At 65.7% G+C, this 21,681-nt stretch carries 24 protein-coding genes and 1 pseudogene; 15 read left to right on the top strand and 10 right to left on the bottom strand.

What is annotated here, in order from left to right; genetic code table 11:
• Positions 1–258 precede the first annotated feature (258 nt).
• From lptB to ptsN, 4 genes are all read left to right on the top strand, one after another.
• Positions 259–990 (top strand): LPS export ABC transporter ATP-binding protein, encoded by a 732-nt coding sequence (gene lptB / locus D1F64_RS02580; RefSeq protein ID WP_117414372.1) that lies wholly within the window; start codon positions 259–261, stop codon positions 988–990.
• Positions 991–1,085: 95 nt separating this feature from the next.
• Positions 1,086–2,696 (top strand): RNA polymerase factor sigma-54, encoded by a 1,611-nt coding sequence (rpoN, locus tag D1F64_RS02575; protein WP_117411144.1) that lies wholly within the window; start codon positions 1,086–1,088, stop codon positions 2,694–2,696.
• Positions 2,697–2,973: 277 nt separating this feature from the next.
• Positions 2,974–3,561 (top strand): ribosome-associated translation inhibitor RaiA, encoded by a 588-nt coding sequence (raiA, locus tag D1F64_RS02570; RefSeq protein WP_117411143.1) that lies wholly within the window; start codon positions 2,974–2,976, stop codon positions 3,559–3,561.
• Positions 3,562–3,688: 127 nt separating this feature from the next.
• Complete coding sequence (gene ptsN / locus D1F64_RS02565; protein ID WP_117411142.1) at positions 3,689–4,153, top strand: PTS IIA-like nitrogen regulatory protein PtsN; 465 nt, start codon at positions 3,689–3,691, stop codon at positions 4,151–4,153.
• A gap of 95 nt (positions 4,154–4,248) precedes the next feature.
• On the opposite strand, the gene D1F64_RS02560 is transcribed toward ptsN, so the two are convergent.
• The 6 genes and pseudogenes from D1F64_RS02560 to cobA form a co-directional block, all read right to left on the bottom strand.
• On the bottom strand, positions 4,249–5,013 hold the full coding sequence (locus D1F64_RS02560) for a hypothetical protein (RefSeq protein ID WP_162901235.1): 765 nt from the start codon (positions 5,011–5,013) through the stop codon (positions 4,249–4,251).
• A gap of 153 nt (positions 5,014–5,166) precedes the next feature.
• Entirely contained in the window at positions 5,167–5,622 is a 456-nt protein-coding gene (locus tag D1F64_RS02555) for a methylated-DNA--[protein]-cysteine S-methyltransferase (protein ID WP_117411140.1), read from the bottom strand.
• 146 nt (positions 5,623–5,768) lie between these two features.
• Positions 5,769–6,023: a DUF1150 domain-containing protein gene (locus D1F64_RS02550; protein ID WP_117414371.1), complete on the bottom strand. Its 255-nt coding sequence runs from the start codon at positions 6,021–6,023 to the stop codon at positions 5,769–5,771.
• A gap of 74 nt (positions 6,024–6,097) precedes the next feature.
• Entirely contained in the window at positions 6,098–6,532 is a 435-nt protein-coding gene (locus D1F64_RS02545) for an Hsp20 family protein (protein WP_117411139.1), read from the bottom strand.
• Positions 6,533–6,682: 150 nt separating this feature from the next.
• Positions 6,683–8,032 carry a cobyrinate a,c-diamide synthase gene (locus D1F64_RS02540; protein ID WP_117411138.1) on the bottom strand — a complete coding sequence of 450 codons (1,350 nt, stop codon included), beginning with the start codon at positions 8,030–8,032 and terminating at the stop codon, positions 6,683–6,685.
• Positions 8,029–8,906 (bottom strand): annotated as a pseudogene (gene cobA / locus D1F64_RS02535) (uroporphyrinogen-III C-methyltransferase). Before cobA ends, D1F64_RS02540 begins: the two are co-directional and overlap by 4 nt.
• 108 nt (positions 8,907–9,014) lie before the next feature.
• Between cobA and D1F64_RS02530 the strand changes: the two are divergent.
• The 3 genes from D1F64_RS02530 to D1F64_RS02525 are packed head-to-tail and all read left to right on the top strand — an operon-like array spanning position 9,015 to position 10,885.
• On the top strand, positions 9,015–10,130 hold the full coding sequence (locus D1F64_RS02530; RefSeq protein WP_117414370.1) for a cobalt-precorrin-5B (C(1))-methyltransferase: 1,116 nt from the start codon (positions 9,015–9,017) through the stop codon (positions 10,128–10,130).
• Positions 10,131–10,133: 3 nt separating this feature from the next.
• Positions 10,134–10,349 carry a precorrin-6A/cobalt-precorrin-6A reductase gene (locus tag D1F64_RS24995; RefSeq protein WP_205470624.1) on the top strand — a complete coding sequence of 72 codons (216 nt, stop codon included), beginning with the start codon at positions 10,134–10,136 and terminating at the stop codon, positions 10,347–10,349.
• Positions 10,350–10,378: 29 nt separating this feature from the next.
• On the top strand, positions 10,379–10,885 hold the full coding sequence (locus D1F64_RS02525; RefSeq protein ID WP_205470750.1) for a precorrin-6A/cobalt-precorrin-6A reductase: 507 nt from the start codon (positions 10,379–10,381) through the stop codon (positions 10,883–10,885).
• 5 nt (positions 10,886–10,890) lie between these two features.
• On the opposite strand, the gene D1F64_RS02520 is transcribed toward D1F64_RS02525, so the two are convergent.
• Both D1F64_RS02520 and D1F64_RS02515 read right to left on the bottom strand, forming a co-directional pair.
• Positions 10,891–11,535 (bottom strand): TetR/AcrR family transcriptional regulator, encoded by a 645-nt coding sequence (locus D1F64_RS02520; RefSeq protein ID WP_117411137.1) that lies wholly within the window; start codon positions 11,533–11,535, stop codon positions 10,891–10,893.
• Positions 11,536–11,789: 254 nt separating this feature from the next.
• Complete coding sequence (locus D1F64_RS02515; protein ID WP_117414369.1) at positions 11,790–12,584, bottom strand: IclR family transcriptional regulator C-terminal domain-containing protein; 795 nt, start codon at positions 12,582–12,584, stop codon at positions 11,790–11,792.
• A 183-nt stretch (positions 12,585–12,767) separates the two neighbouring features.
• Between D1F64_RS02515 and D1F64_RS02510 the strand changes: the two genes are divergently transcribed.
• The 4 genes from D1F64_RS02510 to D1F64_RS02495 all read left to right on the top strand — a co-directional run bounded on the left by D1F64_RS02510 (position 12,768) and on the right by D1F64_RS02495 (position 16,253).
• The gene (locus D1F64_RS02510) at positions 12,768–13,616 is read left to right on the top strand and encodes a CoA transferase subunit A (RefSeq protein ID WP_117411136.1); all 849 of its coding nucleotides are present in this window, start codon (positions 12,768–12,770) and stop codon (positions 13,614–13,616) included.
• A gap of 11 nt (positions 13,617–13,627) precedes the next feature.
• Complete coding sequence (locus D1F64_RS02505; RefSeq protein WP_117411135.1) at positions 13,628–14,398, top strand: CoA-transferase subunit beta; 771 nt, start codon at positions 13,628–13,630, stop codon at positions 14,396–14,398.
• 205 nt (positions 14,399–14,603) lie between these two features.
• On the top strand, positions 14,604–15,809 hold the full coding sequence (gene pcaF / locus D1F64_RS02500; protein WP_117411134.1) for a 3-oxoadipyl-CoA thiolase: 1,206 nt from the start codon (positions 14,604–14,606) through the stop codon (positions 15,807–15,809).
• A 189-nt stretch (positions 15,810–15,998) separates the two neighbouring features.
• Complete coding sequence (locus tag D1F64_RS02495) at positions 15,999–16,253, top strand: DUF1902 domain-containing protein (protein ID WP_117411133.1); 255 nt, start codon at positions 15,999–16,001, stop codon at positions 16,251–16,253.
• 204 nt (positions 16,254–16,457) lie between these two features.
• On the opposite strand, the gene D1F64_RS02485 is transcribed toward D1F64_RS02495, so the two are convergent.
• Positions 16,458–16,916, bottom strand: coding sequence for a YtoQ family protein (locus D1F64_RS02485; protein WP_117411132.1), 459 nt, complete (start codon positions 16,914–16,916; stop codon positions 16,458–16,460).
• A gap of 111 nt (positions 16,917–17,027) precedes the next feature.
• A complete protein-coding gene (locus D1F64_RS02480; protein WP_162901234.1) occupies positions 17,028–17,480 on the bottom strand; it encodes a PaaI family thioesterase in 453 nt (150 codons plus the stop codon).
• Between the two features lie 229 nt (positions 17,481–17,709).
• Between D1F64_RS02480 and D1F64_RS02475 the strand changes: the two genes are divergently transcribed.
• The 4 genes from D1F64_RS02475 to D1F64_RS02460 all read left to right on the top strand — a co-directional run bounded on the left by D1F64_RS02475 (position 17,710) and on the right by D1F64_RS02460 (position 21,533).
• A complete protein-coding gene (locus tag D1F64_RS02475; protein ID WP_117411130.1) occupies positions 17,710–19,320 on the top strand; it encodes a B12-binding domain-containing radical SAM protein in 1,611 nt (536 codons plus the stop codon).
• A gap of 145 nt (positions 19,321–19,465) precedes the next feature.
• The gene (locus D1F64_RS02470) at positions 19,466–19,744 is read left to right on the top strand and encodes a helix-turn-helix domain-containing protein (RefSeq protein WP_117411129.1); all 279 of its coding nucleotides are present in this window, start codon (positions 19,466–19,468) and stop codon (positions 19,742–19,744) included.
• 5 nt (positions 19,745–19,749) lie between these two features.
• Positions 19,750–20,985 (top strand): type II toxin-antitoxin system HipA family toxin, encoded by a 1,236-nt coding sequence (locus D1F64_RS02465; protein WP_117411128.1) that lies wholly within the window; start codon positions 19,750–19,752, stop codon positions 20,983–20,985.
• Between the two features lie 146 nt (positions 20,986–21,131).
• Positions 21,132–21,533, top strand: coding sequence for an RcnB family protein (locus D1F64_RS02460; RefSeq protein WP_117411127.1), 402 nt, complete (start codon positions 21,132–21,134; stop codon positions 21,531–21,533).
• The last annotated feature ends 148 nt before the right edge of the window (positions 21,534–21,681 follow it).

Genomic DNA, 21,681 nt, shown 5'->3' with positions numbered 1-21,681 from the left:
CCGCGGCCCGGCGTGTGATCCGCGCACCTCGACAGCGCGCGCGGAAGTCTCTAGATCAGTCTGCAAGACCATGGTACGGCCCGCCCGGAACGCCTGATCCCGGCCGCGGCCCTCACAGCCTTCGCGAGATCCGCCACAGTGAAACTGTTTCCCTTCCCCGGTTCCCGGGCCTCACGCTCAGGGACATCCCGCTCCCCGGCCAGCGGATCAGGCAACGGCTCGGCCGCGCCCGGCGCGCATCAGGGCGCGGAGCGGGACATCGAGGGCGAAGGCGCGCTGGTCATCGAGGGCATCGCCAAGAGCTACCGCCGGCGCAAGGTCGTCAAGCATGTCAGCCTGTCGGTGCGCCGCGGCGAGGCCGTGGGCCTGCTGGGGCCCAACGGCGCGGGCAAGACCACCGTCTTCTACATGATCACCGGGCTGATCCAGCCCGACCACGGCACCATCCATCTCGACGGCTTCGACATCACCCGGCTGCCCATGTACCGCCGCGCGCGGCTGGGCATCGGCTATCTGCCGCAGGAAGCCTCGATCTTTCGCGGCCTCAACGTGGAGCAGAATATTCGCGCCGTGCTCGAGGTGGTGGAGCCCGACCGGGCCCGCCGCGAGCATGAGCTCGACGAGCTGCTGGGCGAGTTCGGCGTGTCGCACCTGCGCAAGTCGCCCTCGATCGCGCTGTCGGGCGGCGAGCGGCGGCGCGTGGAAATCGCCCGCGCGCTGGCCAGCCGGCCGTCGTTCATCCTGCTCGACGAGCCCTTCGCCGGCATCGATCCCATCGCGGTCGGCGACATCCAGGAACTGGTGCATCACCTGACCGCGCGCGGCATCGGCGTGCTGATCACCGATCACAACGTGCGCGAGACGCTGGGGCTGATCGACCGCGCCTACATCATCGCCGCCGGCGAGGTGCTGACCGAGGGCCTGCCGCGCGACATCGTCGACAACCCCGACGTGCGCCGCCTCTATCTGGGTGAACAATTTACGTTGTAGCGGGGATTCGGAATCACTCTTTACGCTTTGATGCATTATTTGCGATAACCTGTAGGCAAGAATCGGACCAGATCGCAGGGACGCGTCGACGCCATATGGCCATCTCACCGAGATTAGAGGTACGTCAAAGCCAGTCGCTGGTGATGACACCGCAGCTGATGCAGGCGATCAAGCTGCTGCAGCTGTCGAATCTCGACCTCATCGCCTATGTCGACACCGAGCTGGAGCGCAATCCGCTTCTGGAGCGCGGCGAGGCCGAGGACGGCGCGCCCGCCGAGGCGTCCGGCGTGGATCGGGAGGCCGGTTCCGAGGCGGACCATGATGCCCCGGCCGGCGATCAGAACGCGGCGACCGGCGAGGCGGGCGAGAGCTTTGCGAACACCGCGGAGATGGATGGCGGCGGCGACCAGAACGCCGCCGACTGGCTGGAAGCCCAGCTCGAAAAAGACCCGTCCGGCATCGCCGACAAGCTGGACACCGATTTCAGCAACGTCTTTCCCGAGGACACGCCCGGCGGCAAGGGCGACGCGGGTCCGCAGGGCGGCGATCCCTGGCAGACCACCTCGTCGCGCGGATCGGGATCGGGCGAGGACTACAATCTGGAATCCTTCGTCGCCGCCGAACAGTCGCTGGCGGGATATCTTTCCGAACAGATGGTGCTGGCGGTCCAGCGTCCCGAAGACCGGCTGATCGCCCAGAACCTGATCGACAATGTCGATGAGGCAGGCTACCTGCGCGCGGATCTGACGGAGATTGCCGAAAAGCTCGGCGCCACGCCGGACGCGGTCGAAGCGGTGCTGGGTGTCCTGCAGACGCTGGATCCCACCGGCGTCTTCGCGCGCGATCTGACCGAATGCCTGACGCTGCAGCTCAAGGAGCGCAACCGCTACGATCCGGCCATGCAGGTGCTGATCGAGAATCTCGAGCTGCTGGCCCGGCGCGACTTCGATCCGCTGAAGAAGCTGTGCGGCGTCGATGACGAGGATCTGTCGGAGATGATCGCCGAGATCCGCGCGCTCGATCCGCGCCCCGGCAGCGCCTTCGGCTCGCTGCTGATCCAGCCGGTGGTGCCCGACGTGGTGATCCGCGCGGCGTCGACCGGCGGCTGGAACATCGAGCTGAACAGCGAGAACCTGCCCAAGGTGCTGATCAACCGCACCTACTACGCCAGCGTCGCCAGGAACGCGCGCGGCGAGCACGACAAGGCCTATCTCGTCGACTGCCTGCAGACCGCCAACTGGCTGGTCAAGAGCCTCGACCAGCGGGCCAAGACGATCCTCAAGGTGGCCACCGAGATCGTGCGCCAGCAGGACGCCTTCCTGACCCATGGCGTGCGCTATCTGCGGCCGCTCAACCTGCGCACCGTGGCCGACGCCATCGGCATGCACGAGTCCACGGTTTCCCGCGTCACCTCGAACAAGTACATGGCGACGCCGCGCGGGATTTTCGAGTTCAAGTATTTCTTCACCTCGTCGATCGCCTCTTCCGAAGGCGGCGACGCGCACTCCGCGGAATCCGTGCGCCACCGCATCAGGCAGTTGATCGACGAGGAACCACCCAGCGCCATTCTGTCCGACGACACGATCGTCAAGTTACTGAAGGAGGCCGGTATCGACATAGCAAGGCGTACGGTTGCAAAGTACCGCGAGGCGATGCGCATTCCCTCCTCCGTCCAAAGGCGGCGGGAAAAACGGGCATTCGCCTAGATCATCCGCGGCACTACGCATCCGCGGCGCAGCCCGATGTGATTGACTTACGTGCGCTTGAGTCTTAGAAGACCGGGCCTGACCGACGTCGGTGTCCCGGTATGGCGCACATATCGGAAACTGGGCATGCACGGCATGCCATGACGCAATAGGGGCGCCCCGTCCTGCGACGGGACCGCCCTTGTCAGACCGGAGCACACCGGGCCGCGGCATCGCGGAAACCGCGTGTTGATTCCGGCATGACCCACGTTTGCGTTGGGAAAACTCAGAGGTTCCTATGACTTTGCGGATTTCGGGAAAGAACGTCGATGTGGGCGACGCGATGCGCGTCCATGCACAGGAACGCATCGACGACGCGCTGTCGAAGTATTTTGACGGGGGCTATGACGGCACCGTCACGCTCGGGCGCGAGGGCTCCGGTTACCGCGCCGAATGCAAGATCCACCTGGACACCGGCGTGGTGCTGCAAACCTCGGCCGATTCCCAGGATCCGCGCGTCAGCTTCGATCAGGCGGCCGACCGGATCGAAAAGCGCCTGCGCCGCTACAAGCGCAAGCTGAAGGACCATCACAACGGCGACAAGGGCGCCGACGCCTTCGCCGCCACCGCCTATGTCATCGCCTCTCCGGAGGACGACGAGGAACTGGAAGAGAATTTCAATCCGATTGTGATCGCCGAGACGCCGGAGCGGGTCAAGACGCTGACCGTCGGCATGGCGGTCATGGAAATGGACCTCACCGAAGTTCCGCTGATCATGTTCCGCAACGCGGGCAACGGCGGCCTCAACGTCGTCTACCGGCGGTCCGACGGCAACATCGGCTGGATCGACCCGTCCCTGGTAGCCCAGGGAACCAACAACGCGTGAAAAACGTTGAGTCCGGACGCACCTGCGTCCGGGCTCCGCGCGCCGACCACCGGGACCGTCCGCGGCCGGGGATCACGGCGCCTCCGAGGCCCGATCGGGCCCGTCACGCAGCCAATGGGCATTTGCAATGGATCTGAGCGACCTCATCACCGCCGACGCCATCGTCCCGGCATTGAAGGTGAACAGCAAGAAGCAGGTGATCCAGGAACTGGCCGGCAAGGCAGCCTCGATCACCGGACTTCCCGAACGCGATATCTTCGACACGCTGCTGCAGCGCGAACGTCTCGGCTCCACGGGCGTCGGACACGGCATCGCCATCCCGCATGGCAAGCCCGTCGCGCTCGACCGGCTCGTCGGCGTCTTCGCCCGGCTCGACCGGCCGATCGACTTCGACGCGCTGGACGACCAGCCGGTGGATCTGGTTTTCGTGCTTCTGGCGCCCGAGGGCGCGGGCGCGGATCATCTCAAGGCGCTGGCCCGTATCGCGCGGCAGTTGCGCGATCCCAGCATCGCCGCCAAGCTGCGCGCCAGCACTGACACGGACGCGATCTACGCGCTTCTGACGCAGAACCTCAATTCCAACGCCGCCTGACGGCGGCGGCGAGCCTGTGGTTGTCGCCTTTAGAGGACACATCCCTCGATTGGCTATCCGCGAAGGGCCCGGCGAGCTGAGCCAGTGCGGGCTGCTCAGCCGAGCCCGAAGACAAAATCATCAATTTCGAAAACGTTTTCCAGCATTTCGCGGGGAACGAATTCTCCCTCATAGCCGTCGCCGTACTCGTAGATGAATTTCCTGGGACTAAGAAACAGGCCCCATTGAAACTGGTACCAGTCACGCGTCTCGACCGTCGAATGCGGCACGAGCACCAGGAACATCGGTACGTAAATGGGCTTTCCCTTCACCAATTCCGGCAACTTCAATTCAAATTTGCTCGGCTTGGTGTCGCCTACCGCCAAGGTGCACGGCCGCTCCGGGAAGCTATAAAGACATCCATTCTCAATTTTTGTGTAGTTGATGCTAAAGTGGGATATTCCCCGAAACGTTTCGTCGAGATCAAAGCGATCAAAAACCATCTTCGAAGACTTTATTGGCGCCCCACCCTCATTTTTGAGCATTATCCCAACAACATATAATTGATAGTAATCAATAGACGCACATTCTCCACTCTCGATGCGTATGTTGCACTCGCCGGCCTGTGCCAGCTTCCTGTTCTCCGATTCGACAAAGCCACGCATCTGCTCGTCGGTCGGTCCGCCCTGCCGAAGCACGGCGTTTTCAATGAAAACCGAGTCGAAAATTTCGTTGACTCGCTGGCGTTCAACGAGCCCCACAGCAAATGCCGCATAGCTGTTCACGACCTGCGGCGGTGCGGGGGCTTCTGCCCAAAACAGACCCAAAGCCTTTTCGGTCACACCAAGGGCATTTGAGACATTGCCCAGCAGGAACGCCATCAATCCGAGTATCCAGATCGGTTCAAACTTCATTCTGCTAAAAAGGCCACTCATCGCGTCAAGCCACCGTGCGCTGTCACCATTGAGCGACGGCTAAAATACCAGACTGGCTGGCACTCGACCAGAATTCATGAACCAGTCGATGGCTCCGCCTCACACGAGAAACGGGTAGCCGCCTTCCAGCTTCAAGAGCGCGATCTTGGTCTCGAGCCCGCCCGCGCCGGAATAGCCGCCCAGGCCTTGCGCCGAGAGCACCCGGTGGCACGGGATGATGACGGGAATCGGATTGGCGCCGCAGGCCTGGCCGACCGGCTGGCCGCAGGTGCCCAGCGCCGCGGCGATCTCGCCATAGGTTCGCGTCTGGCCATAGGGAATGGCCGACATGGCCGCGAAGACCTGCTGGTGGAACGCCGCGCCTCTGGGCGCGAGCGGCAGGTCGAAGGCCTTCAGTGTTCCGGAAAAATAGGCTTTGAGCTGGCCGAGCGCCTCGACAAGCAGAGGCGTGCGCGCGCCTTCGTCCTCGCCCGACCAGTCAAGCGCGACGATGGCATCGTCGCGCGCGCTTACCGCCAGCCGCCCGACGGGCGTGTCCAGCGTCGCTACAGGCATGGCATGTGCCTCGCGTCAGACATTCCCATCGGACCGCGGTTTGGCTAGAGCAAATCCAGGATAAGTGGATACCGGTTATCCGTCCGGATTTGCTCCAAAACAAAGACTTAGAGCAACGATCCGATTCTGTAAGAAACGGATCTGCTCTAGTGGACGCTGACCGTGGTCAGCTCGGCTTCCATTGCGTTGGCGATGACCGCATCGCGGCTGTCGGCCAGCATGATCGGCGAGCCGTCGGCGCTGAGCAGCGCCCACAGCTTCATGCCGCCGATCATCTGCGGCGCATTGGGGAACATGTTCTTGACGTCCTCGGAGCGGACTTCGCGGATGTATGCGATGTCACCATCACCCAAATGAGCGAATGTCTCCGCATCGACGCGGTTTACTTCATCGTGCACCATGGTGATCCCTTTTGTTGTGCGGCCTGCCAAATGGTTGCGCAGTTCCGCCGGCGCCTGTGCGCCCAACGATGCCGTCAGTCGTGCGTGCTGATGTCGATCTTGCGCACGATGCGTGCGGGTTCCGGACGGGCAAGGTCGATGGAGAGCAGACCGTCCTTGAGATCGGCGCCGAGAATCTCGATGCCTTCCGCCAAGACGAACGCGCGCTGGAACTGCCGCGCGGCGATGCCGCGATGCAGATACTGCCGCTCGCCGTTGTCGTCGCTCTGGCAGCCCCGGATCACCAGCTGGTTCTCCTCGGCGCTGACATCGAGCTGATCGCGCGTGAATCCCGCAACGGCCAGCGTGATGCGCAGCATCTCGCCAGTGACGCCGTCCGCACGCGGCAGGCGCTCGATATTGTAGGGCGGGTAGCCGTCATTCGCGGCTTTGGAAACCCGGTCCAGCACCCGCTCGATATCATCGAATCCGAGCAGCAACGGGCTGGAGAACGCCGATAGACGCGACATCGTCAAAGTCCTTTTCAAGCGACCTTGAAGGTCCGGACCCGAGACGTCCTCTTGCGACGCGCCTCATGTGGCATCCGGTCGGACCCGTTGGGGGTCCGCTTCCTCCCCAATATGGGCAAGTCGGTTTGCGGCTTCAAGCGAACAGGTGATTTATCCCGCCTGCGCGATGACGTGGGCGAAGGAGCCCATCACGGTGCCGGCGCGCAGTCCGATGGTGCCCAGATACTGGCCTTGCGCGTCGGTGGCGGCGAACAGCCGCTCCGTCTCGCGCCCGTCCGTACCCTCGCGCAGGATCGAGGCGTAGTGGAATTCATGGGCGCTGAGCGGATGCGCCCAGGGCGCGACCGAGCCCAGCGGCGTCAGCCGACGGTAGCCCAGATGCAGCTTGCGGCTGGCGAAACTCGTCTCCAGCGGCAGCAGCCCCGCCATGGCGTGGCGCGCGCCCTCCGCATCCACCAGCCCCTCGCCCAGCACCATGTAGCCGCCGCACTCGCCATAGACGCGGGTGCGGGCGCGCGCCGCCATGCACAGCCGGCTGAGGAACGTCCGCGCCGCGGCGATGCGGCCGGCGTGCAGTTCCGGATAGCCGCCGGGCAGATAGATCGCGTCGGCGTCCTCGGCGGGCGGCTCGTCGGCAAGCGGCGAGAAGAACGTGAGCTCCGCGCCGGCGCGGCGCCAGCCGTCGAGCAGATGCGGATAGGCAAAGGCGAAGGCGTCGTCGCGGGCGATGGCGATGCGCTGGCCCAGCGGCGCCAGCCCGTGGCCGCGTTCCGACCGCGGCAGCGTGCTCGGCGCGGGCTTTGCGAGCGGCCGCGCCACCTCCGCCAGCCGGTCGAGATCGAGCGCTGCGTCCACCGCGTCCGCCGCCGCTTCGAGAAATCCCTCGAGATCCGCATGCTCGCCCGCCTGCACCAACCCCAGGTGGCGTTCGGGCAGCGACAGCGCCTGGGAGCGCGGCACGGCGCCCAGAACCTCGACGCCGATATCCTCCAGCGCGCCGCGCAGCATCGCCTCGTGCCGGGTGCTGCCGATGCGGTTGAGCAGCACGCCGGCGAGCGTCAGTCCGGGGCGATGATCACGGAAACCCCGCACCAGCGCGCCGACGGACTGCGCCTGTTTCGCCGCATCCACCACCAGCACCACCGGCGCATCGAGCGTCATCGCCAGATCGGCGGTGGTGCCCGAGCCGTCGGCCGCGCCGTCGAACAGCCCCATGACGCCCTCGATGATCAGCAGATCGCGGCCCCGCGCCTGCCGCCCGGCGAGATCGAACAGCGTGCCCTCGCCCATGCCCCAGGCGTCGAGATTGACGCATGGCGCGCCGCTGGCCGCTTCATGATATCTGGGATCGATGTAGTCCGGCCCTGCCTTGGCCGACGCCACCTTGCGGCCCGCGCGGGCGTAGGCGCGCAGCAGGGCCAACGTCAGCACCGTCTTGCCGGAGCCGGACGCCGGTGCTGCCATGACCAGCGCCCTTGCGTTTCCCGTCTGCGCGCTCATCCCGCCTGCGACGCGTCGTTGCGGGCCAGCGGATCCGCGTCCAGCACGCGGCCTTCCAGCGCGCCGAGCCAGTCGAGGCCCGCGCGTAGACGCACGACGCCGCCCACGCAGACGATCGCCGGGGGCTCGAGATCCGACGCCGCCACATCGCTTGCCGCGCGTGCCAGTGTGGTCTCCAGAACCTGCTGGTCGGGCAGCGAGGCGCGGGTGATCACCGCCACCGGCTCGTCCGCGCTGCGGCCGCCCCTGATCAGTTCCTGCGCGATCTGCTCGAGATGCTTCATCGCCATGTACATGACGATCACCGGCGTCGCCCGGGCGATCGCCGCCCAGTCGAAGGCGCTCGGCGTCAGCCCGCTCTGGTCGTGTCCGGTGAGCAGGGTCACGGACTGGTTCACGTCGCGGTGGGTGAGCGGGATGCCCGCATAGGCCATGCCGCCGATGCCGGCGGTGACGCCGGGAATGATGCGGAAGGGAATCTTGGCCGCCACCAGCGCCAGCGCCTCCTCGCCCCCCGGCCGAAGACGAAGGGATCGCCGCCCTTCAGCCGCAGAACCCGTTTACCCGAGCGCGCCAGCTCGATCAGCCGGAGCGAGATGTCGCGCTGCTTGGGCGAGGGCTTGCCGCCGCGCTTGCCGGCGTATTCGGTCAACGCTCCCGGCTTGACCCAGTCCAGAATGCGCGTGTCGACGAGCGCGTCATAGACCACCACATCCGCCTGGCGCAGGCCGTTGAGCGTGTGCAGCGTCACCAGCCCCGGATCGCCGGGGCCGGCGCCGGCCAGCCACACCCAGCCCGGCTCGAAGTCGGGCAGGAAGCCGCCGGACGGCGGCGCGAGCGGATCGGATTGCGGTGGGGCGGATTCGTCTGTCATGTTCCGGTTTTACGCTGTCGCGCGCGCGCCGCCAAGGCCGCCCGGCACAGCGCCCCGATTGCGCGCTTGGCCCTCGCATCGCGCGAGGTTGCCGCCTATAAAGACGGCATGAACCAGGCCGCCCCTTCCGAGCTGCGCCGGGGCTGGACCACCGGCGCCTGCGCCACAGCCGCCACCAAGGCAGCCTTCGAGGCCTTGCTGTGCGGCCGGTTTCCCGATCCCGTGACGATCACCCTGCCGCGCGGCGAGCAGCCGTCGTTCGCGCTGGCGACGGAAGAGACAGGCGACGGCTGGTGCAGCGCCGGCATCGTCAAGGATGCGGGCGACGATCCGGATGTCACCCACGGCGCGCTGGTCTCCGCCCGGGTAGGGCTTTTGCCGCCGGGTTCCGGCGTGGTGTTCAAGGCTGGCGAGGGCGTCGGCACGGTCACCAAACCCGGACTGCCGATCCCGCCGGGCGAGCCCGCCATCAACCCCGTGCCGCGAACGATGATGACGGAGGTGGTCGCCGAAGTCGCCCAGCGGCTCGGCGCCAGGGGCGACGTGGAGATCACCATCTCGATCGCCGATGGCGCGCGGCTGGCGCAAAAGACCATGAACCCCCGGCTGGGGATCCTCGGCGGCCTCTCGGTGCTCGGCACCACCGGCATCGTGCGGCCGTTTTCCTGCGCCGCCTGGATCGCCTCCATCCATCGCGGCATCGACGTGGCCCGCGCCACGGGCCTCACCCATGTGGCGGGCGCCACCGGCGCCACGTCGGAAGCCGCGGTGCGCGCCCATCACGGCCTGCCCGAGGAGGCGCTGCTCGACATGGGCGACTTCGTCGGCGGCACATTGAAGTACCTTCGCCAGCACCCCGTGGCCCGCGTCACCATCGCGGGCGGCCCGGGAAAGATCACCAAGCTGGCGCAGGGCCATCTGGATCTGCATTCCAAACGCGGCCAGGTCGATTTGAACGCGCTCGCCGACCTCCTGCGGTCCAACGGCGCCGATCCGCGCCTTGTCGATCTCGCGCGCGGCGCCAACACCGCCAAGCAGGTGTTCGACGCCTGCGAAAAGGCCTCAATGCCGCTCGGCGACATTATCGCGGCCCGGGCGCTGACGACCGTGCGCCACGTGCTGCGCGACGCGCCCATCCAGGCCGACGTGCTGGTCATCGACCGCGCGGGAACCCCAATCGGCCATGCCCAGGAGCAAACGGCCGAAAACCAGACGAATGAGTGACCGATGAATGAACCGCTGAAGATCCTGCTGCTGGCCGGCACCCGCGAAGCCCGCCTGCTGGCCGCCCGGCTCAAGGATGACGGCCGGGTCCGCGTCACCGCGTCGCTCGCCGGCGTCACCAGCGCCCCCGCCGGCCTCGGCGTGGAGACCCGCAGCGGCGGCTTCGGCGGCGTCGAGGGACTGGTTGACTATCTGCGCGCGGGGAAATCGCCGCGCTGATCGACGCGACGCACCCCTTCGCCGCCCGGATGACGCGCCACGCCGCCGAGGCCTGCGCCGTCACGGGCACGAAACTGCTGCGGCTGCAGCGCCCGGCCTGGCAGCCGCTGCCGGAGGATGAGTGGAAACTGGTCGCGGATGCCGCGGCAGCCGCCGCCGCGCTGCCCGCCGGCGCCCGCGCCTTCCTCGCGATCGGCAAGACCGATCTCGCCGCCTTCTCGGCGCGCGCCGATGTCTCCTTCACGATGCGGATGATCGATCCGCCGGAGCCGGACGCGGAGATGCCGAAAGGAAAAGTCCTGCTGGCGCCACCGGGAGAAAACACCCGCGACGAGGCGGCGTTGCTGCGCGCGCACAGGATTTCCGTGCTCGTCGCCAAGAACAGCGGCGGCAAGGCGGGAGCCGCCAAGCTCGCCGCCGCCCGAGCCCTCGGCCTGCCGGTGGTGATGATCGACCGGCCCGAGCTGCCGGTCATGGAAACCGTGGCGAATGTGGAAGAAGCCTGCGCCTGGGTCGCGCGCCTGGCGCAGGAGTGACCGGGCTACCGCTCCGCGCCGGCGCTCTCGTGTTCGGCCAGCGCCTTGATGCCGGCGATCGAGAACGTCGTCACGTGCCGCGCGAAGGCGCGGATTTTCGCGCCGGGCACCACATAGCCCTCCTCGCTGCGGTGATCGAGCTGGCTGAGCATCATCAGGGCCCGGCACTGGCTGACAATGCTGGTGCAGCACAGCTGCACGTTGTCCGGGCTCAGGCCGCCGCCGGCGATCCGCTGGATCACGTCGAGGAAATGCTGCTGCGTCGATCGCAGCGCGGCGTCGCGCAGATCATCGACATGGCCGCTCGGCTGGGTGACCTCGAAGCGGATGAGCCGTTCGAGCTGGTCGCCACCGAGCAGCCAGGTCAGCCGGTCGACCACATAGCCGTAGAGCAAGTCGTCCGCGGCGATCTCGCTGCGTGGCGGCGTCGCCGCGCCGCCCTCCTCATAGGTCTTCAGCACTTGGCTCCACACTTCGCGGTAGAGCTTTTCCTTGTTGCCGAAATGATAGTTCACCGCGGCGATGTTGGCCTGCGCGACGTCACAGATGTCGGCGACGGTGGTGTCGCGAAATCCCTTGATTGAGAAAATTTCACAAGCAGCCTGAAGCAGCCTGTCACGAGTCGAGGCGGTTCTTTTGTATTGTGGCATTGGCGATCCGGGAATAGTCCGCCGGCGCGATGGCACCGTGCACGATTATGTTTATTCTTGTGAATATTTCACACACCTGGATCTTCTTTCCTGCCAAGGAGAAGAACCAACTGCACTGATATCAAGATAAATCGTATCAAGTTATCGAGGCAACGCCACAAAAATGTCCCGGACACCATGGATCAACTGGAACAAGCGCATTTGATATAGTAAATAATACCAATGATACTCACCATATTTTTGCAATGCACAAATCAACTGGTGTGGAATTCCTCGATTCGGCGCGCCGCTTCGCGCATCAGCGGCAGCACATCGCGAATCAGCGCCTCGCGCGTGATTCGCGCCGCCTGAGTGGAGATGTTGAGCCCGGCGAAGGCGCGGCCGGCGCGGTCGCGCAGCGGCACGGCGATGGAACACAGGCCCAGCTCAAGCTCCTGATCGACGATCGCATATCCGTTGACCCGGGCGCTTTCGATCTCGCGAAACAACGCGTCGCGATCGGTGATCGTGTGCTCGGTGTAGCGCCGGATCTGCGCGCCCTCCAGAAACCCGTGCAGCGCGGTTGCCGACATGTTCGACAGCAGCACCCGCCCCATGGAGGTGACCAGCGCCGGCAGCCGCGTGCCGATGGTGATGTTGACCGACATGATCCGCTTGCCCGCGACACGCGCCACATAGACCACATCGTCGCCGTCGAGCACGGCGGCCGAACAGGACTCGTTGAGCTGGCGCGACAGCTCCTGCATCGCCGGCTCGGCGTTCTGCCAGATCGGCCGGTTGGAGAGATAGGAGACGCCCAGCGACAGCACCTTCGGCGTGAGAATGAACAGCCTGCGGTCCTGGCGCACGAATCCCAGCTCCAGAAGCGTCAGCAGGAAGCGCCGCGCGGTGGCCCGCGTCAGGCCGATGCGCCCGGCGACGTCGGTCAGCGTCAGACCGTCCGGCGCCTCGCCCAGCGCCTGCAGCACCTTCAGCCCGCGCTCCAGCGACCCCACGAATTCACGCCCGCGCCCGGCCGGCGCGGCGGCCTCGTCTTCCGTGTGTGCCATGACCGTCTTTCCCATTTCCGTTGCGCGCGCCGCAAGCGTCTGTCCCGCCCGCCGGGGGCTCTTGACAGACCTTCCGGTTGGGAGCAAAAAGTATCGCAGTACGAATTTTAGTTCGCATCACGAACTTTTGCAACAGGGATTGCCGGTCCCCAAGCCGGCCGATCAGGGAGCACACGGACCGACATGGCACGGATCATGACGCTGAAGGAGGCCGTCGCGGACTTGGTGCGCGATGGCGACACAGTGGCGATGGAGGGGTTCACCCACCTCATTCCCTACGCCGCCGGGCACGAAGTCATCCGCCAGAAACGCACCGGGCTGACCATCATCCGCATGACGCCGGACATTCTCTACGACCAGCTGATCGGCATGGGCTGCGTCGACAAGATCGTGTTCTCCTGGGGCGGCAACCCGGGCGTCGGCTCGCTGCACCGCATGCGCGACGCGGTGGAAAAGCAGTGGCCCAAGCCGCTGGCCATCGAGGAGCACAGCCACGCCGCCATGGCCAACGCCTATGAAGCCGGCGCGAGCGGCCTGCCTTGTGCGATTTTCCGCGGCTATCGCGGCGTCGATCTGGTGGACGTCAATCCCAACATCAAGTCGATCACCTGCCCCTTCACCGGCGAGACGCTGGCCGCCGTACCCTCGATCCGGCCCGATGTCACGATCATCCACGCCAACAAGGCGGACCGCGCCGGCAACGTGCTGATCGAAGGCATCGTCGGCGTGCAGAAGGAGGCGGTGCTGGCCGCCAAGCGCTCCATCGTCACCGTCGAGGAGATCGTCGACGAGCTGAACCCGCCGTCGCCGAATTCCACGGTGCTTCCGGGCTGGACGGTCTCCGCCGTCGTCGCCGTTCCCGGCGGCGCGCACCCCTCCTACGTGCACGGCGCCTATGAGCGCGACAATGCCTTTTACAAGCGCTGGGACGACATCGCCCGCGAACGCGACAGCTTCCAGGAATGGATGCGCGCCAACGTGCTCGAGAAGGGCCCCGAGGCCTATGCCGTCTATGCGACAAAGAAAGCGTGAGGGAGGTCACCATGGACTACACGTCAACCGAAATGATGACCGTCGCCGCCGCCCGCGCGCTCGGCAATGACGACGTCTGCTTCGTCGGCATCGGCCTGCCGTCGGCCGCCTGCAACCTGGCGCGGCTCACCCACGCGCCGGACATCACGCTCATCTATGAATCGGGCACCATCGCCACCAAACCCGAAGTCCTGCCGCTGTCGATCGGCGACGGCGAGCTGTGCGAGACCGCGCTGACCACCGTCTCCGTGCCGGAGATGTTCCGCTACTGGCTGCAGGGCGGCCGTATTTCCATCGGCTTTCTCGGCGGCGCGCAGATCGACAAGCACGGCAACATCAACTCCACCGTCATCGGCCCGTACGACGACCCGAAGGTCCGCCTTCCGGGCGGCGGCGGCGCGCCGGAGATCGCCACCTCGGCGGAACAGATCTTCGTGGTCATGAAGCAGGGCCCGCGCGGCTTCGTCGACAAGCTGTCGTTCCGCACCTCGCTCGGTCACGGCGAAGGCTATGACGACCGCCAGAAGAAGGGCGTCACCACCAAGGGCCCGGGCCTGATCGTCACCGACCTGTGCATCATGAAGCCGGACCCGGTGAGCAAGGAATTCAAGGTCGTCTCCATCCACCCCGGCATCACCCGCGAGCAGATCGTGGCGGCCACCGGCTGGCCGATCCAGTTCGCCGACACGGTGGAGGAGACCGTGGTGCCGACGTCCGTGGAGCTCGAGGCTCTGCGCGCGCTCAATGCCCGCACCGCCGCCGCGCACGGCGATCAGGCGTAGGGGACACAGAAATTCCCCTCACCCCAACCCTCTCCCCGTCGGGGAGAGGGGCGGCTGCCGGACGCCCTAGGCGACCCCGCACGGCCTGTCCTTCTCCCCCTGGGGAGAAGGTGGCCTGAAAGGCCGGATGAGGGGGCATCCGTGACGACGTCGCCTGACCGGGCTACCTTGCCAACCCATTGCCCAACGAGGCCTGAGAGAAACCATGACCGACGCATATATCTGCGACTACGTCCGCACCCCGATCGGCCGCTTCGGCGGCTCCTTGAGCGCCGTGCGCGCGGACGACCTGGCGGCCGTCCCGCTGAAGGCGCTGATGGAACGCAATCCTTCCGTTGACTTCGGCGCCGTGGACGACGTCATCTTCGGTTGCGCCAACCAGGCCGGCGAGGACAACCGCAACGTGGCGCGCATGGCGCTGTTGCTGGCGGGGCTGCCCCTCGAGGTCACCGGCACCACCATCAACCGGCTGTGCGGCTCCGGCATGGACGCGACGCTCGCCGCCTCGCGCATGATCAAAGCGGGCGAGGCGGATCTGGTCATCGCCGGCGGCGTTGAATCCATGTCGCGCGCGCCCTTCGTGATGCCCAAGGCGACCAGCGCCTTTTCGCGCAACGCCGAGATCTACGACACCACCATCGGCTGGCGCTTCGTCAATCCCTTGATGAAGAAGCAGTATGGCGTCGACAGCATGCCGGAGACCGGCGAAAACGTCGCCGCCGACTTCAACATCTCCCGAACGGATCAGGACGCGTTTGCCGTGCGCTCGCAGGACAAGGCCGTCGCCGCTCAGGCCAATGGCCGGCTGGCGAAGGAAATCGTCCCCGTCACCATTCCGCAGCGCAAGGGCGATCCGATCGTCGTCGACACCGACGAGCATCCGCGCGCCGGAACGACCGTCGAGACGCTCGCCAGGCTCGGCACGCCGTTCCGCGAGAACGGTTCCGTGACGGCGGGCAACGCCTCGGGCGTCAACGACGGCGCGGCGGCTCTGCTGATCGCCTCTGAAGCGGCTGTGAAGAAATACGGCCTGACGCCGATCGCGAGGATCTCCGGCGGCGCCACCGCCGGGGTCGCACCCCGCATCATGGGCTTCGGCCCCGCGCCTGCGACGAAGAAGCTGATGGCACGGCTCGGTCTTGCGATCACCGACTTCGACGTCATCGAGCTGAACGAGGCCTTCGCGTCGCAGGGCATCGCCGTGCTGCGCGAGCTCGGCGTGGCCGAGGACGCCGATTTCGTCAATCCCAACGGCGGCGCCATCGCGCTTGGCCATCCGCTCGGCATGTCGGGCGCGCGCATCGTCGGCACCGCGGCGCTGGAACTGCAGATGCGCGGCGCCAAACGCGCGCTCTCGACCATGTGCATCGGCGTCGGCCAGGGCATCGCCTGCGCGATTGAAGCCGTCTGATCGTTTCACGGTCGAACCAAAAAGCCGCGGCTCCCAAAGGGTCGCGGCTTTTTGCGTGGAGATCGGCAAAGGCTCCGGAGAACGGCTGACCCGTGCGGCGTTGCATCCCGACGGTCGTCCGCTGTACGATTTAAGCGGGAAATCGCAGCTGTTTTCGCGAGCCAGGATGGGCACAGGCAGGAAACAATCATGGTCCAGCGCACGTTCACCGTGAAATCTCTTTGGGATGAGGAGGCGGGTGTCTTCTATTGCGAAAGCGATATAGAGGGCCTGCATATCGAGGCTGCGACCCTTGATGAATTCGAGGAAATCCTCAATGCGACAGCACCGGAACTGATTGTCGCCAATCATTTCAGCGAGGCGGAGCTCGCCGCCACACCGCTGAAGGATCTGGTGCCCACAATCCTCTGGCAGCGCCCCGACAAGGCGCCCGCGGCGGCCTGAAGTGCCGGCGGGATATTACAAGACAATCACCGATATCCTTCACGACCTCGGCTTTCGCTACATTCAAAACGCCAAAGGATCGCACGAGAAATGGCGGTCGGAGACGAGCGGAAAGATCCTTCTCGTCCCCCGCACTCTTAAAAGCCGGCATACGGCGAATGCCATCCTGAAAAGCGCCGGCTACAAGGGAAAAATATAAGCCCCCTACCGCTTCAGCACGCCCGTCGTGACATAGCGCAGCACCTCAACGACCTGTTCCGGTGTCTCGGCCACGGCCAGCGCCGCGCCGTCGACCTCCTTGAGCGGATGGGTCAGATCGGGTGCGTGATTGATGATCAGCGGCTTGCCGAGCGCCGCCGCATAGCCCGCGTCGAACGCGGCGTTCCACTGCTTGTACTTGTCACCGAAGCGCACCACCACGATGTCGGATTTCTCGATCAAGGTGCGGGTGCGGATGGCGTTGACCTGCGCGCCCTTGTGGTCCTTCCAGAACGGTTTTTCCTCCTCGCCGAGCGTCACGACGCCGCAGTCGTCGCTGGCCGGATGGTCGGTCACGGGGGCGGCGAAGCGCACCGGCAGGCCCGCCTCCTTGGCCCCGTCCATGATGCGTTCGCGCCAGTCGGTGTGGATTTCTCCCGACAGATAGATCAGCCAGTCCTGCACGGCGGTTCTCCCCTTGCGATGGTGTGTTTGATGCTCGTGGGAATAGCACGCGGGCACGCGCGGGATCGAGAGCCACACGGCAAAACTGCTTTGCCGCGCGCATGGCTCGTCTTACGGCGCGGGCGCCACGCGCTTGAACACGCCGGTGGCGGTCGCCACGATATCGCCGGCCTCATCGATGATCTCGCCCTCGGCGAACAATGTCTTGAAGCCGCCGCCGTTGACGCGCCCGGTGGCGCGGATGGTGCCATGCGCCGCGGGCTTCATGAAATTGGTGGTCAGCGAGACGGTGACCACGCCCGTGCTGGCGTCGTCGGCCAGATGGCGCGAGCAGGCGTAGCCGAGCGCGGAATCCAGCAGCATGGCGATGATGCCGCCGTGCAGCACGCCGCGCCTGTTGCGGTGATGATCCGCGATCGGCAGGTCGATTTCCGTGCGCTCGGCATAGACCCGCGCGCCATACCCCATGTGCCGCATGACGGCGGAATCGCATTCGATCACCAGCGCGCCATCGTGCTCCCGATCGCCTGCTCCCGCATCGCCGGTTTCGCCGCCTGCCTGCATGCCCTCGTGCTCCCTTGTGGTCCCGGGCCGGGCCCGCCCCGGAAAACCCTCAACGCGGCCTCTACCAAATAGAATTGTCCGCGTCGACCGCCCCGCCACGCAAGCCCCGGCGTCCAACCGCGGGCATGAGGGACCATGCTGCATGCCCTATGGGCAGTTTTCTCTATCGAATCCGCCCGATCTCCGGTAGCCTTGCCGACAATCACCGCAGAACCAACGGGATACCTGCATGACCCGCGATACTGCCGACTCCTGCAACGTTCTCATCGTTCAGCCGCGATTTTCGGTCAGCTCGTTCTGGAACTACCAGGCGACCTGCGCCATGATGGGCGCCAAATATCCCGCGCCGCCGCTTGGCCTGATCACCATCGCCGCCATGGTGCCCGAAAGCTGGACCGTCCGGCTTGTCGACTGGAACACCCAGGAGCTCGAGGACGCCGACATCGACTGGGCCGATCTGGTGATGACCGGCGGCATGCTGCCGCAGCAGCCCTCGACGCTGGCGATCATTGACCGCGCCCGCGACCGCGGCGTGCCCGTCATCGTCGGCGGTCCCGACGCGACCACCAGCACCGACCTCTACGAACGGGCGGACTTCATTCTCACCGGCGAAGCGGAAGGGATCTTCGACGATTTCATCGCGGCCTGGCGCGCGGGGGAACGATCCGGGCGCTTCAACGCGGAAAAGTTCAAGGCCGACGTCACCACGACGCCGATCCCGCGCTTCGATCTGCTGAATTTCAAGAATTACACCCAGATCTGCGTCCAGTTCTCCCGCGGCTGCCCCTTCACCTGCGAGTTCTGCGACATCATCGAGATCTACGGCCGCAATCCGCGCGCCAAGAACAACGACCAGATGCTGGCGGAACTGCAGGCGCTTTACGAACTCGGTTATCGCGGCAATGTCGATTTCGTCGACGACAATCTGATCGGCAACAAGAAGGCGGTGAAAGCCTTCCTGCCGCATCTGATCGAATGGCAGAAGCAGCGGAACTATCCCTTCGCCTTCTCCACCGAGGCCTCGCTCAACCTCGCCGACGACCCGGCGCTGCTCGGCATGATGCGCGACGCGGGCTTCTTCACCGTCTTCATCGGCATCGAGAGCCCGGATTCCGATGTCCTGGTGGCGACGCGCAAGAAGCAGAACACCCGGCGCGACATCGCCGCCAGCGTGCACAAGGTCTATGAGGCCGGCATTTTCGTGCTCGCGGGCTTCATCGTCGGCTTCGACGAGGAAAAGGGCAGCGTCGCCGATCCGATCAGCGAGCTGATCGAAGAGGCCGCCATTCCGGTCTCCATGGCGGGTCTGCTGTTCGCCCTGCCGGAAACCCAGCTCACCCGGCGCCTGGCGGCGGCGGGACGGCTGCATCCGGGGCACGAGAATTCCGACGGCGACCTGGGCGATCAATGCACCTCGGGGCTGAATTTCGACACGCTGCGCCCGCGCGCCGAAATCCTGGCTGACTATCGCGCGATCATCGACCGGATCTATGCGCCCGAGAACTACATGCGCCGCGTGCGCCGGGTGGTCGAGCTGCTCGACATGTCGGGTCCCAACGGCGACCTGCCGCGCGGCCGCATCGTCAAGGACGTCACGGATTTCCTGAAAATCGCCTGGCACCTCTCCGTCAAGCGGCCGGAGCACAGAAAGCCGTTCTGGTCGCTGATCTGGCATTGCCTGCGCCGCAACCCGCGCGCCATCAACGCCGCGCTGGTCATGTATGCGCTCTACGTGCATCTCGGCCCGTTCTCACGCTACGTGGTCGGCGAGATCGACAAGCAGATCGCGGATGTGGAATCCGGCGTGTGGCAACGCCCCATGCTGGAAGCCGCGCAGTAATTTTCATCCCTGGGGGACGCGACGAGACTTCCCGATCGGGAAGAATTGTGGCTCCGAACGATAATTTTACCGATCGGGAAGAATTTGCTACTATTCATGGATCCTTCCCGATCGGGAAGGCGTTCATCTCGTGCCCGGCGCTCCCATGACCGATGCCTTCATCAAGACCGCCGCCGACCTCGGCCGCCTGATCCGCGAGGCGCGGCAGACCCGCGGCTGGACACAGGCCGACCTTGCCGCCCGCTGCGGCACCGGCGAACGGTTCATCGTCGAGCTGGAGAACGGTAAGCCGACCGCCCAGCTCGGCAAGGCGCTGGTGGCCGCGCGCGAGGTCGGACTGAAGCTCGCCAGTCACGCATCCACCCCGACGGCGGCGTCCCGGGACCCCGACGACGCGCTCGACTTCCTGCCGAGGTTCGAGTAGCCGCCATGATCCCCCTGTTTTACGAGGACATGCCGGTGGCGGCGATCGAGACGCAGCGCGGGCCGCGGCTGCGCTACGATCCCTCTTGGACGCGGCGTCCCGCGGCTTTCCCCATATCCCTTGCCCTGCCCTTCTCTGACGCCCCTTATCCACCCGAGCGCTTCTTGCCATGGCTCGCCAACCTGCTGCCCGAAAGCCATCTGGCCGAAATCGGCCAGCAGCTCAAGCTGGCGCCACAGGACATCCTCGGTCTGCTCGAGGTGATCGGGCGCGACACCGCCGGGGCGCTCTCCATCGGCGTCCCGCGCAAGCCCGGCGAACATTTTAAGCCGGTCGCCAGCGAGGCCGCGCTTGAACGCATCATCGAGGAGCTGCCGCAAAAGCCCTTTCTCGTCGGTACGCACGGCGTCTCCATGTCGCTCGCCGGCGTGCAGGACAAGCTGCCCGTCCATGTCGACGATCATCGCATCGCCATTCCCATCGATGGCACGCCCTCCACGCATATTCTCAAACCGGATGCCGCGCGGCTTGCCGGCAGCGTGCAGAACGAGGCCTTCTGCATGACGCTTGCGCGGCTGTGCGGGCTGGATGCGGCATCCGTCACGACCGGGACGGCCGGCACGCGCTCCTATCTTCTTGCGAAACGCTACGACCGGATCAAGGCGGGCGGGGAGACCAGGCGCATCCACCAGGAGGACTTCTGCCAGCTCCTGGGCATCTATCCGTCCCGCAAATACGAGCGCGGCAGCGCGCTTGCAGGCCCCGGTCCCGGTCTCAAGGACATGTTCGGCGCGGTGGAGGCGCACGTCTCACCGGGCGCCCGGCTGGCGCTTCTCGACGGTGTGATCTTCAACGCCCTGATCGCCAACACCGATTCGCACGCGAAGAATTATTCCGTTCTCATCGGCGCCGGCGGGAGCGCGAAACTCGCGCCGCTCTACGACCTCATGTGCGCCGCCGTCTATCCCCATGTCGACCGCATGCTGCCACAGCGAATCGGCAGCCGGACCGATCCGGCCGATCTCAACCGTGAAGACTGGGAAGCCCTCGCACAGGAAGCCGGGCTCAGTCCCGCGAGAACACTGTCGCGCATAGGCGAACTGGCTGAGCGCATCGAAACCCATGCGGAAGAGGCCGAGGCCATCGTCGCCGAAATGCCGGCGGGCGGCCACCCCATGCTGCCGACGATTTGCTTCGAGGTCCGCAAACGCAGCCAACGCATCGCGCGCCAGGCGGTGTGATCCGCTCCGCGCGCGGTCGCACTATTGTCATGGAACAATCGGTTCCGTGGGCCGTTTGCATCATGCCGCGAAACTGAACGGTTCGTTCAGCGCGCATTCAGGCGAGGGCTCCTAAAACGGATCTCGTCACCAACGGAGTATCCACAGTGAACACGCGCAACAGATTGATCGCAGCCCTGATCGCCACCACGGTCGCCCTCGGCTCAGCCGCTGCTCCGGCGTTCGCGGCAGGCCCCGACTGGAAGCGGGACCAGGATTCCTCCAGGAAGACATTCATGGGGCAGCGCTTCGAGCCCAACAAGCGCCATGATGACAAGCGCGACGCCCGGCACGACAGCCGGCGCGCCGACGAACGCTACAAGAAGCCGTCCTGGCGGCACAAAGGCGGCAGGATGGCCGGCCACCGCCATGCCGCCCGGGTCGACTACCGCAAGCATCACCTGCGCCAGCCGCCGAAGGGCTACCACTGGGTGAAGAGCGACGACACCTTCGTGATGATCGCCATTTCCACCGGCATCATCGCGTCGATCATCGCCGCCAACCGGTAGGACTCCTCTGTCTCGTGATGAATCATCCGCCCCCTCTCCCATGGGGAGAGGGTTGGGGTGAGGGGATTAAAGCTCTCAGAGATATGGAGAGTCCTATTCCCCTCACCCGGGCGTGGAGCCTGTCCTTGGGCTGGCCACAGGCCAGACC

Source organism: Breoghania sp. L-A4, assembly GCF_003432385.1.
GTDB lineage: Bacteria > Pseudomonadota > Alphaproteobacteria > Rhizobiales > Stappiaceae > Breoghania.
Note: the sequence above shows the minus strand (reverse complement) of the source record. Positions and strands in the feature narration are given on the sequence as shown.

What these genes read in the sequence shown, in the direction of transcription:
- raiA (WP_117411143.1), top strand. Translation starts at nt 2,974, where the DNA reads ATGACTTTGCGGATTTCGGGAAAGAACGTCGATGTGGGCGACGCGATG.
- D1F64_RS02530 (WP_117414370.1), top strand. Translation starts at nt 9,015, where the DNA reads ATGAACCAGGCCGCCCCTTCCGAGCTGCGCCGGGGCTGGACCACCGGC.
- D1F64_RS02545 (WP_117411139.1), bottom strand. Translation starts at nt 6,532, where the DNA reads ATGTCGCGTCTATCGGCGTTCTCCAGCCCGTTGCTGCTCGGATTCGAT.
- pcaF (WP_117411134.1), top strand. Translation starts at nt 14,604, where the DNA reads ATGACCGACGCATATATCTGCGACTACGTCCGCACCCCGATCGGCCGC.
- D1F64_RS24995 (WP_205470624.1), top strand. Translation starts at nt 10,134, where the DNA reads ATGAATGAACCGCTGAAGATCCTGCTGCTGGCCGGCACCCGCGAAGCC.
- D1F64_RS02515 (WP_117414369.1), bottom strand. Translation starts at nt 12,584, where the DNA reads ATGGCACACACGGAAGACGAGGCCGCCGCGCCGGCCGGGCGCGGGCGT.
- D1F64_RS02505 (WP_117411135.1), top strand. Translation starts at nt 13,628, where the DNA reads ATGGACTACACGTCAACCGAAATGATGACCGTCGCCGCCGCCCGCGCG.
- D1F64_RS02480 (WP_162901234.1), bottom strand. Translation starts at nt 17,480, where the DNA reads ATGCAGGCAGGCGGCGAAACCGGCGATGCGGGAGCAGGCGATCGGGAG.
- D1F64_RS02470 (WP_117411129.1), top strand. Translation starts at nt 19,466, where the DNA reads ATGACCGATGCCTTCATCAAGACCGCCGCCGACCTCGGCCGCCTGATC.
- D1F64_RS02555 (WP_117411140.1), bottom strand. Translation starts at nt 5,622, where the DNA reads ATGCCTGTAGCGACGCTGGACACGCCCGTCGGGCGGCTGGCGGTAAGC.
- ptsN (WP_117411142.1), top strand. Translation starts at nt 3,689, where the DNA reads ATGGATCTGAGCGACCTCATCACCGCCGACGCCATCGTCCCGGCATTG.
- D1F64_RS02495 (WP_117411133.1), top strand. Translation starts at nt 15,999, where the DNA reads ATGGTCCAGCGCACGTTCACCGTGAAATCTCTTTGGGATGAGGAGGCG.
- D1F64_RS02525 (WP_205470750.1), top strand. Translation starts at nt 10,379, where the DNA reads ATGACGCGCCACGCCGCCGAGGCCTGCGCCGTCACGGGCACGAAACTG.
- D1F64_RS02560 (WP_162901235.1), bottom strand. Translation starts at nt 5,013, where the DNA reads ATGGCGTTCCTGCTGGGCAATGTCTCAAATGCCCTTGGTGTGACCGAA.
- D1F64_RS02540 (WP_117411138.1), bottom strand. Translation starts at nt 8,032, where the DNA reads ATGAGCGCGCAGACGGGAAACGCAAGGGCGCTGGTCATGGCAGCACCG.
- D1F64_RS02510 (WP_117411136.1), top strand. Translation starts at nt 12,768, where the DNA reads ATGGCACGGATCATGACGCTGAAGGAGGCCGTCGCGGACTTGGTGCGC.
- D1F64_RS02475 (WP_117411130.1), top strand. Translation starts at nt 17,710, where the DNA reads ATGACCCGCGATACTGCCGACTCCTGCAACGTTCTCATCGTTCAGCCG.
- D1F64_RS02520 (WP_117411137.1), bottom strand. Translation starts at nt 11,535, where the DNA reads ATGCCACAATACAAAAGAACCGCCTCGACTCGTGACAGGCTGCTTCAG.
- D1F64_RS02550 (WP_117414371.1), bottom strand. Translation starts at nt 6,023, where the DNA reads ATGGTGCACGATGAAGTAAACCGCGTCGATGCGGAGACATTCGCTCAT.
- rpoN (WP_117411144.1), top strand. Translation starts at nt 1,086, where the DNA reads ATGGCCATCTCACCGAGATTAGAGGTACGTCAAAGCCAGTCGCTGGTG.
- D1F64_RS02465 (WP_117411128.1), top strand. Translation starts at nt 19,750, where the DNA reads ATGATCCCCCTGTTTTACGAGGACATGCCGGTGGCGGCGATCGAGACG.